Source organism: Bartonella grahamii ATCC 700132 (assembly GCF_000518085.1).
In the GTDB taxonomy this organism is placed as follows: domain Bacteria; phylum Pseudomonadota; class Alphaproteobacteria; order Rhizobiales; family Rhizobiaceae; genus Bartonella; species Bartonella grahamii.
The window spans coordinates 22,153-31,435 of the sequence record NZ_JACX01000020.1 but is presented as its reverse complement, the minus strand read 5'-3'; the positions used below and the strand labels follow the sequence as shown (position 1 = coordinate 31,435).

The following is a 9,283-nucleotide window of genomic DNA, read 5'->3' as shown; positions in this document are numbered from 1 at the left end:
TTATAATAAATTTTAAATATAAATATTTATATAGAAATAAAATAATTTTTAAACTATTAAAATATTATTTAAATATTAAAAATATATTTAAAATTTACATTTAAATATTTATATTTAAAATTTATTATAAATAGAAAAATATTTTCATAGAATCTTTTTTTATTGTAGATAGCTATTAAGATATATTTTGTTTAGAGCTGTATTTTTAATTTTGCTAAAAAATTGAATATAAATTTTGGGGGGCGATTTTAGATAAAATTTCATGTTTTATTAGTAAACAATATCAGTGAAGTTTATAGAGAATTCTTCACAGAATAGCGCATTTCTTATCCTATAATGCAGTAAAATACTGTTGTTTAGAGTAGTGATATAAAGCATATAAAATTTTACACATTAAGTATTTTTAGAATGTGTGGTGAGTATTTGGGGTAGGGCTAGCCCATAGAGCCTTATGTAGGTGAATCATATAAGTGGTCAGCAGGCATCTCTCTTAACAAAGTCGGATTGTTTACAAACCCAGACTTGCGAGGAATCCTCGTCTTTTGAGGTATGAAGGAGGAGATTAAGTAGAAAAAGGGTAACCTTAGTTACCCTTTTTTGAGATGTTTTGTATAGATTTTATTTGTTCTTTGGAGCTATTTTTTTTCTTATAAATATAAAATACATTATACCTAGGAAAATAAACCAAAAGATACTGTATTTTAAAGCTGTTAGGGTATCATGTTCTAATGTCAATAAATAGAGCATGAAAGCAAAAAAGACTAACACGATCCCGCACATAATGATACCTCCCGGCATTTTGTAGACGGATTCAGCATGTAGATGAGGGTGATTGCGACGATACACAATATAGCTAATCAAAATGACGGACCATACGAATAAAAATGCAATTGCTGAAATGCTTGTCACAATTGTAAAAGCACTTATGATGCTTGGAGATGATGATGCAATTGTGTATCCTACTAAAATACATAGGCAGGAAAAGAACAGAGCATTGGCTGGAACATGGTATTTGGAAAGCTTCCCTAAAATTGGAGGAGCACCTTTTTGTGTTGCAAGCCCATATATCATGCGGCTAGTCGAAAAAATACCACTATTTGCTGAAGAGGCAGCCGAGGTGAGAACAACAAAATTGACCAAACCAGCAGCTATTGGAATGCCTGCAAGCCAAAACATGGAGACAAAGGGACTTTTTTCTGGAACAATTTGATTCCAAGGTGTAACGGACATAATCACAGCAAGAGAAAGGATGTAAAAGAGCACAATACGCACCGGGATTGCATTAATTGCTTTAGGGAGAACTTTTTTAGGTTCTTTAACTTCAGCTGCCGTTGTTCCCGCAATTTCTATACCAACAAAAGAAAAAATGGCAATTTGAAATCCAGCAAAAAAACCTGTAATTCCTCGCGGGAAGATATTTCCATCGTTCCATACATGGTTAAGAGAGGCAACAGTACCATTTGGAGAGGTAAAGCCTGTAGCGATCATATAAAATCCAACAATAACTAATGCCAAAATTGCTACGACTTTGATAAGACCAAACCAGAATTCAAGTTCACCGAAAAATTTTACGGCAAGGAGGTTAAGGATTAAAAAGAAACCAATGCAAGCAAAAACAACAATCCATGGATTAAGTGTTGGCCACCAGAAATGCATATAGTTAATGATAGCAATAATATCTGCAGCCCCAGTCACAACCCAGCTTAACCAATAGTTCCAGCCCACAAAGAAAGCGATTCCCGGTCCTAGCATATCGGTTGAAAAATCAATAAGGGATCGGTATTGTGAATTAGAAAGCAATAATTCTCCCATAGCACGCATTACAAAGTATAGGGCACATCCAATAATAGCATAAACGAGTATGATGGAAGGGCCTGCTACACTAATTGTTTTTCCTGATCCCATGAAGAGACCTGTTCCAATCGCTCCACCGAGGGCTATAAGTTGTACGTGACGGTTATCTAGGCCACGTTGTAGTTTCATCTGAGGACCATCTTTTAAATTTTGTTTACAGTTCATTTTTTGGGGGTTCCCTTTAATTATTTTGAGATTAAATTACACTGAAAATGCATCATTCTGTATCGAAGCATGATATAAATGAGGTGTAAAGAAAAAAAACGTTTTTTATGATTTTGTGTGGATAAAGACAAGAATATGGTTTTGAAAAAAGAGGATATTTTCCTCTTAAATAACGTAACAGATATTTGAATAGGGAGTTTTTAATTGTTATTATTCATAATGGTGAGAGTTTTAATTTTGGCTCAAATAGCGCTCAAGAGTTCTCATCTTAGTTTAAGAAACAGTTCTTAATGATAGAAAATTAAAATTATTTTTAAAATCACTTTTTTGTTTCATGAAAAGAGGAATATCATAGCTTATTTCTTCTAAAGTGATGAATAAGGATTTTGTTTAGATATTGATAACATTTTATAAAAGGTTGCGAGAAATTCACATCGTTTACACAAAAATCCTTGAGACTATGATAAAGAAATGCAGCGCAATTCAGTTATACAAAGAAAAAAACTGGGGATTGTATAAGCTCTGTTAGAGGTTGAGCTGTTCATCGTGAGAGACAGAATCAGAAAAAGATTGCTCTATGTAGCTTTGCAATTTGTTATCAAAAGATAAAACTATCCAAAGAGAATGAAAAAAGAAAACAGAGATAAAACTGTTCCTGTCGCTATATTAATCGCACCTTTTATCCGCTGCTTTTTTAGAGCGGAGCTGGCAAATGATATAAAATGGTCATTAAAGTAAACCATGCAAAGATATTGAAAGAATGTATTGTGATAAGTTCAAAGCCTTTTTTAATTCCACCGCCAGAAGACAAAAACTTCGGGAAGGCCGCTATGTAAAATATTGATACTTTGGGATTTAGTATTTGTGTCAAAAAACCGTCCATATAGCTGGTGAAAAGTTTTGTTTTACCAATAGCACTCTTTTTATTCGTTGAACTTCTTTCTTTTGAATTTAAGCTGTGTATCCCGGATTTAATCGATTTAAAGCCCATGTATAATAAAGTGCTGCCACCCATGAGTTTTACTAAAAGAAACAGTGTTTTGTTGTTGAGAATGAGCGCTGATACACTTAGGTATGGAAAATGCCCCATGCACATATGTTGCTGTACACAATCCTAAAACGTTTACAAATGCGTTCTTTCTTCCTAATCTCGTTGCCTTATCGATGATAAGGGCCATATTCGGCCCCGGTGAGATGACTAAAAAAATGAAACAATGAAAAAGGTCAGTATTTGATGATTCATTTTACTTTTAGCTCTGAAATTAATTGATTTTCGAGATACAATTCTATTCTGTCAAACTGAGAAAGTTTTCCGACACCCTGTGGAGTGCCTGTGTATATGAGATCACCACGTCTTAGCTGAATGTAGTGACTTAAAAATGAGATTATCTTTTCAAAGCTAAAGATCATATTTTTCGTATTGCCAACTTGTCTTGTTTCGCCATTCAACTTCATTGCAAAGGTTATTGGGTTGTTTATTTTTTCCTTGTTTATGAAGTCAGAGACGTATGCAGCGCCTTTAAATCCTTTCGATAAAAGCCAAGGAAGCCTTTTTCCTTTCAGTTTTGTTTGCAAATCCCGCGCTGTGAGATCAAGACCTATTGCTACGGCATCATAGCATTTTTCTGCTTCTTCCTCCGTGACCATGAAAGCGTCCTTTGAGATTTTGAGCACAATTTCAGTTTCAAAATGGATTTCTTTGGAAAAATCAGGGAGATAAATTTCATTGCCTAAGATGAGTGAACTGTTTGGCTTGCTAAAGATAACAGGTTCCTCTTCAACAGTATTGCCTAGTTCATGAACATGTTCAACATAATTGAGTCCAACACAGTAAATGTCATTTATCATAGGAGCCCTCCAAATTTTTAATTTTTTCTTTGTATAGGCAAGAGAGAACTTTGCAAACAACATTTTTTCTTATATCGTGTTGTGCGTTTTCTGAACAAGAGGCATTGTGTGGGTTAATGACTAACCACGATGACAGCCCTTGGCATTATCTCTCTTTTGAAGAGTACCTAATCTTACAGTCTTTGAGAGACAAGAAACACTGCTTTCATTTTGATTGCTAATCGCATGAAATTCCTTTAGTACTTTAAAGGTATTTTGGTCATCTACGCAGCGATCAGTAGGGTCTGAAAACCCTAAAGTTCGATCATAAAAATGAGCCCACTTTGTGGGTGTATCGGAATTCTGGGAGATTTTGCTATGTCCAAGTGCGATGAGCACTAAAAGCAAAAAGGCTGATTCAAACTCAGTACTTTCAGGCTTCCAGAATACGAATGCGAGGGCGCTCGCACCTGCACAAGTCCCCTTGCGCTCCTTTGCGGTATGTTCTGATACATAAGTTGGCAAGCGTCGTAAAACACAAGATAATGCTGTCGAACTCGATGTTTCAGATCTCGCTCTACCAGCTACCAACTGATGCTCAAAAACTTTGAGAAAAAGCAAATAAAGTCTTAGCACATGCAATGACCGTGGTGTTTGCTACTTACCAATCAATCCAAGTGATTGCGGATGAGCAAAAGGAATGTGATTTATCCGAATTTGATCTGATCATTTGTGATGAAGTACACCGTACGACTGGGGTTGTGTTGGGAACAGACAAACGTGAATCTGAATTTATCAAGGTTCACGATAACAGCATCATTCGGGGTAAAAAACGTCTGTACATGACAGCAACCCCAAAGATCTTTACCGATATTACCAAAAAGCAAGCCAATGAGATCAATGCCGTTCTAGCGTCCATGGATGATGAAGAGCTCTATAGAAAAGAGCTTTATACCTATACTTTCTCAAAAGCCGTTCAGAATGAATTGTTCGCACCTTATAAGATTATTGTCTTGGGTGTTAATGAAGAGGAAGCAAGTCAATCTATTCAACATCTAATGACAGATGAGAATTATGAACTTATTCTTGATGATAGAACAAAGATCATGGGTTGTTATCAAGCTCTTACCAAAATGGATCTGAAAATTGATCTTGGAGATGATACAAGACCCATGCATCGGGCTTTGGCTTTTTGTAAAGATATCAATAGGTCTAAACGTATCCGTGATACATTCAATTCTAAAGAAATACAGAAAGAATTATATGATCTTCATAAGGTCCATAAAGAGACTCCGCCTTTTGACTGTAAATTTGCTCATATTGATGGAACACAAAGTGCCAAAGAACGTAATAAAGCCCTTGATTGGCTTAAGGAAGATGCGGGGGAGAATGTTTGTCCGTGTTTGCTCACCAATGTAAGATATCTCTCTGAAGGAGTAGATGTCCCTGTTTTTGATGCGGTTATGTTTTTACATCCCCATAAAAGTCATGTAGATGTCATACAGGCGGTGGGGCGTATCATGCGTCGTGCAAGGAGAAAAAAGAGAGGCTATATCATTTTACCCGTTGGGGTACCTGCCGGTGTTTTTGCTCGTGAGATGCGTCCGTTTGGTTCTCTGATACATCCTTTAATTCGAGGACGTCCGCGTTTTGTACGGTTTTTTCTCTTTGCCATATTTTATCAGTCAGAATGGGATAGCATCATTAAGAGATGCACTATGGTCAGCTGCACCTGAAACGATAGCATAATTTGAGGTAGTAATGGATGAAGGAGTAGGGGATGCCGATTGATCTTTCTTTGCATCAAGTAAATATAATTCGCCTTTAAATTGTGGCAAGATAATCTCTGTTGAGTAACGGCCATACCCATTTTTATCTTGCCATTTGCGTGTCTGTAATTTGCCTTCTACGTAAACCTTTGAACCTTTGTTTAGATATTGAAGTGCAATTTTTGCCAAATGTGGATTAAAAATCACAACTGAATACCATTCTGTTTTCTCTACTTTTTGATTGGTCTTTTTATCTACATAGCTCTCAGAAGTCGCTATACTAAAATTGACTATTTCTGTACCAGAATTCATTGTTTTGCTTTTGGGATTAGCACCTAAATAGCCAATTAACATCACTTTATTTAGCATGTTGTCACTTACTTTTTTAATAATTTTTTCAATTATTTCAAAAGGATATTATTATTTTTTAACATATAAAATTATGTTTTTTATCTTTTGATAAACATAAAGCCACATCACGCAAATGACATGGCTTTCTTTTTGCTGTTTAAAAGCATAGTGTCACAAATGCTAGCATTGACCACAAACCTGAGCATTATCAGAAATATAGGCATCATTATAAATCCATGCATTACCACCAACCCAGCAATTCCCTTCGTGACTTAAATTGCCCTCATGCTCTATAAAACCACCCAAGTCATCCGCTTTTACATTACCAAAGTCTCTTAATGCACGTATGCGATAAATGGTTCGAACTCGATCACTTAAAAGATCTTTCACTGTTTTCATTTCATTTGTTAATTCATATTTTTTTGCAAGATCTTGCTTTTGAAAGGAGGGGGTATCATTTGCAACAGTAGCAATAATGGAGGTCATTTGATTTTTAACTATAGCGTTCATGCTAGTAATCCTTAACGTAATGGAGTTTTCAATTGACACCCTATAAGGGCACTGGGCGTTGAAAACACGGCGTTAAGTCCGTCGCTATGCTTTCCCCTAAAAAGGGTCTTGTGTGACATAACCACACCCGACAAAATCATTATATGTCCTCACAAGCACAAAAGATAGTCAGTATTTTAAAGGCATGGGAGAGGCTGTTTCGTAACCTATCCGCTTAACTCTAAGTATTTCTACACACTTGATACTTTCTTAATAGCATGACTTTGCAATTTTTTCTTTTTTATACTTACCTAATTGAATATAAATCGCTTTTTCTAGCTTGCTATCTATAAGGTCATAAGAATGAATTCTTTGTAAAAAATTATAAAATCGGAAATTTTACTATGGTTTTTTAACTGAGCACTGTAGTGCGTAAATGGACATGTTTATTAAATTGCGTGTGCTTAACATAAGAAACAATACACAGACTAAAAAGAGTACTAAAGAGCAATATCTAAGTACCAGTATCCAATGGAAAAGAAAGCTTATGCTCCAGGTACTTAGAAATGATAGGTAAAGAGACCGTTTCTTTATAACTACTTGGGAAAATTAAAACGACAAGCGCTAAACTTATTAGCTTTAAGAGTCTGTGCATATACTGGTGTAAATCACGTGTTAGTTTCACCCAGCCTGTTGTATTTCCGCATTTGTATTTTGGGTTGCTCTGCAATTCAGAAGGAATATTAGAATTGTATAAAATTGCAAAAACAGTTGTGATTATTACCAAAGAAACAGACGCGAATGTCAAAATACTTTGAATAAAGTAGGGATTTTTTTTAATTCCTAAAAAACATAAAAATATAAAAGTTATAATGCCAAACAAGGCTCTTAGCTGCTTATCTGTAAACATATTTATTTCCTGCGGTTTTCGATAATTTTTTGATCTCTTTATTGATCTCGTCTATAAGAGGCTCGTAATTGAGAATGTTTTTTAGAATAGCACCACCGTAAACTCATGCTTTTACTTGTGCTTTGGTACTAAAATCCGCATTTTCTGGTGTGGTATAATACTGTCCGCCATCAAACTTTTCACATTCTCTTGTGCCGTCTTCATATTCGTAAAGGTTATAAAAATACTCCTCTGCTCCGTCTCCCCAAGGAACATAACCAACAGCTGTTGCAACAAACTCTTTTTGCATGGGTTGTTTACGCTTTTTTAAGAACAGATCTTTTAATATTCTCATGCTTTTAGTCCATAATTTTACCAACTGGTCTATTTGCCTCAAATTTGACCGTACAGAGCGTTTTATATTATAAATTTTTTATCACAAAATCTTAAATCGCTGTGTACGGTGCCTTTATGTCGATTTAAATGCACATCTAATCACAAAACGATCAGCACTTTTCACTAGTTTGCTAACCTGCAATGTTTTTCACTGTTCCTCCAAGACCATTTAAAATCCCTTCAAGCTTTTGCTTTTCAACCAACGTGAGTGGTCTTGAATTCTCTCTCATTGCCTTTTCTTTCAGCCTTTTTTCACGGGTGTTCAAAACAGCCTTGCGTACAAGATTGGCTTTCGCCAAAAGACTGTTTTCCAAGTGATCTTGTAGCGCGTGTCCTTTTGCATACACCGTCTTAATCATTTCTTCTTTTGAGGCATTGCCTTTATCTGTTGTTACCTTCATTTTTGTAAGCCATTGCTGAAAACGCAAATAGCGCATACCATCGCCTTCAAAACGAAAGGATTCAAAATTGACAGTGCTACTTGTTATATTGCTGTCTACACGAGAAATTGTCCAGCCTGTCTAGGTATCTAGATCAAGGCAGAGAATGGTTTGTGCATTGATGATCATGTTCCCCCCATTAAGGCTGTTGCGTATTTATATGTGCGCTATGACAGAGCGTGTTGTGATTGCCTGTCTTGAAAAAATGTTTGTGAGAAAATACTTGAAACTACTTTTTGGCCAAATTTTTTACTGCCATTCGAGGAAAATAATCTTGGAAGCAGTTAATCTTCGAATTTATTCTTCTTGTTTTTGAGTTACATCTTTTTGTGTACGTATTTTTTATTTTTTTCATCTATCTCTTTTCTGAGCTTTTGCATTGTTTTGCAAGAGTCATGAAGAGTAGGAGGCACCCCAAAATTAGCAATAAAATAGATAACAACTGCTATTACTAAACTCAGATCTATCTCCATTCTATACCTCACTTACTTTTCTTCGTATTATCTTACTCCTGTTAAGAGCGTGAATGGTGCTGCTGGTGTTGGAGAAATCTTAGGATTATTGATGAGGCGTTTGTTAGATGCAAATGACCTCGAAGAAGAGTTTAAGCATTACAAATCAGTTACAACAGAAGCTAAGCAAATTTTATCGAGCCCTGTTGTGAAAGCTGCTTAACGTTAAAAACATGACTCATTTCCTCATCCTTAAGGATGAGGAAATCAAGATTGACTGCCTCTCCACCCTAAAAGACGAGGAGGAGTTCAAAGTGCTAAAAAGGTACTTCAAAAAGCAGCAATGATTCGTATTTTACCACCATCGTGGTGCCGTCTGATAGCGTTATAATGGAGTTGCGAAAGGTGGTTGAGAAGGTGTTTTGATTTTTGTTGATTTTTAATAAATCATTGGGAAATAAGGGGAATTAAGATATTCTGGTGCGGACGGCGGGACTTGAACCCGCAAGGTCTTTGACCGGCAGATTTTAAGTCTGCTATGTTTACCGTTTTCATCACGTCCGCGATGAGAGTTCTCTCATAAGCTATATCTTTTATTGAATCAAGAATTAATGACAAAAGAAACATTTTTCATTTTTTTAGTAAAATTTT

General features: G+C 35.7%; 7 protein-coding genes, 1 tRNA gene and 3 pseudogenes. 2 read left to right on the top strand and 9 right to left on the bottom strand.

The window, feature by feature from the left end:
- Positions 1-618: 618 nt before the first annotated feature.
- The 3 genes from U736_RS0107000 to U736_RS0106990 all read right to left on the bottom strand — a co-directional run bounded on the left by U736_RS0107000 (position 619) and on the right by U736_RS0106990 (position 3,867).
- The gene (locus U736_RS0107000; protein WP_015856606.1) at positions 619-2,019 is read right to left on the bottom strand and encodes an amino acid permease; all 1,401 of its coding nucleotides are present in this window, start codon (positions 2,017-2,019) and stop codon (positions 619-621) included.
- Between the two features lie 694 nt (positions 2,020-2,713).
- Positions 2,714-3,109 (bottom strand): LysE family translocator, encoded by a 396-nt coding sequence (locus U736_RS11100; protein ID WP_244596080.1) that lies wholly within the window; start codon positions 3,107-3,109, stop codon positions 2,714-2,716.
- Positions 3,110-3,258: 149 nt separating this feature from the next.
- The gene (locus tag U736_RS0106990) at positions 3,259-3,867 is read right to left on the bottom strand and encodes a fumarylacetoacetate hydrolase family protein (protein ID WP_026500535.1); all 609 of its coding nucleotides are present in this window, start codon (positions 3,865-3,867) and stop codon (positions 3,259-3,261) included.
- 454 nt (positions 3,868-4,321) lie between these two features.
- On the opposite strand from U736_RS0106990, the pseudogene U736_RS0106980 reads away from it, so the two are divergent.
- Positions 4,322-5,444, top strand: a pseudogene (locus tag U736_RS0106980) (helicase-related protein); the annotation flags it as partial.
- 87 nt (positions 5,445-5,531) lie between these two features.
- Here U736_RS0106980 and ssb read toward each other — a convergent pair.
- The 5 genes and pseudogenes from ssb to U736_RS13185 all read right to left on the bottom strand — a co-directional run bounded on the left by ssb (position 5,532) and on the right by U736_RS13185 (position 8,177).
- Positions 5,532-5,984: a single-stranded DNA-binding protein gene (gene ssb / locus U736_RS0106975; protein WP_026500532.1), complete on the bottom strand. Its 453-nt coding sequence runs from the start codon at positions 5,982-5,984 to the stop codon at positions 5,532-5,534.
- A 162-nt stretch (positions 5,985-6,146) separates the two neighbouring features.
- Positions 6,147-6,476 carry a hypothetical protein gene (locus U736_RS11095; protein ID WP_244596079.1) on the bottom strand — a complete coding sequence of 110 codons (330 nt, stop codon included), beginning with the start codon at positions 6,474-6,476 and terminating at the stop codon, positions 6,147-6,149.
- A 381-nt stretch (positions 6,477-6,857) separates the two neighbouring features.
- Positions 6,858-7,365 (bottom strand): annotated as a pseudogene (locus tag U736_RS11090) (hypothetical protein).
- A pseudogene (locus U736_RS11085) lies at positions 7,352-7,699 on the bottom strand (hypothetical protein). The pseudogenes U736_RS11090 and U736_RS11085 overlap by 14 nt, the downstream one beginning before the upstream one ends.
- A gap of 172 nt (positions 7,700-7,871) precedes the next feature.
- Positions 7,872-8,177 carry a hypothetical protein gene (locus tag U736_RS13185; protein ID WP_372440012.1) on the bottom strand — a complete coding sequence of 102 codons (306 nt, stop codon included), beginning with the start codon at positions 8,175-8,177 and terminating at the stop codon, positions 7,872-7,874.
- Positions 8,178-8,702: 525 nt separating this feature from the next.
- On the opposite strand from U736_RS13185, the gene U736_RS11895 reads away from it, so the two are divergent.
- Positions 8,703-8,855: a hypothetical protein gene (locus tag U736_RS11895; RefSeq protein ID WP_015856603.1), complete on the top strand. Its 153-nt coding sequence runs from the start codon at positions 8,703-8,705 to the stop codon at positions 8,853-8,855.
- A gap of 255 nt (positions 8,856-9,110) precedes the next feature.
- On the opposite strand, the gene U736_RS0106940 is transcribed toward U736_RS11895, so the two are convergent.
- Positions 9,111-9,196: transfer RNA gene (locus U736_RS0106940), tRNA-Leu, on the bottom strand.
- Positions 9,197-9,283: the final 87 nt, after the last annotated feature.

Bases quoted from the DNA above. Each gene is read 5' to 3' on its own strand.
- ssb (WP_026500532.1), bottom strand. From the start codon at position 5,984: ATGCTAAATAAAGTGATGTTAATTGGCTATTTAGGTGCTAATCCCAAA.
- U736_RS11100 (WP_244596080.1), bottom strand. From the start codon at position 3,109: ATGGGGCATTTTCCATACCTAAGTGTATCAGCGCTCATTCTCAACAAC.
- U736_RS11095 (WP_244596079.1), bottom strand. From the start codon at position 6,476: ATGAACGCTATAGTTAAAAATCAAATGACCTCCATTATTGCTACTGTT.
- U736_RS13185 (WP_372440012.1), bottom strand. From the start codon at position 8,177: ATGCGCTATTTGCGTTTTCAGCAATGGCTTACAAAAATGAAGGTAACA.
- U736_RS0106990 (WP_026500535.1), bottom strand. From the start codon at position 3,867: ATGATAAATGACATTTACTGTGTTGGACTCAATTATGTTGAACATGTT.
- U736_RS0107000 (WP_015856606.1), bottom strand. From the start codon at position 2,019: ATGAACTGTAAACAAAATTTAAAAGATGGTCCTCAGATGAAACTACAA.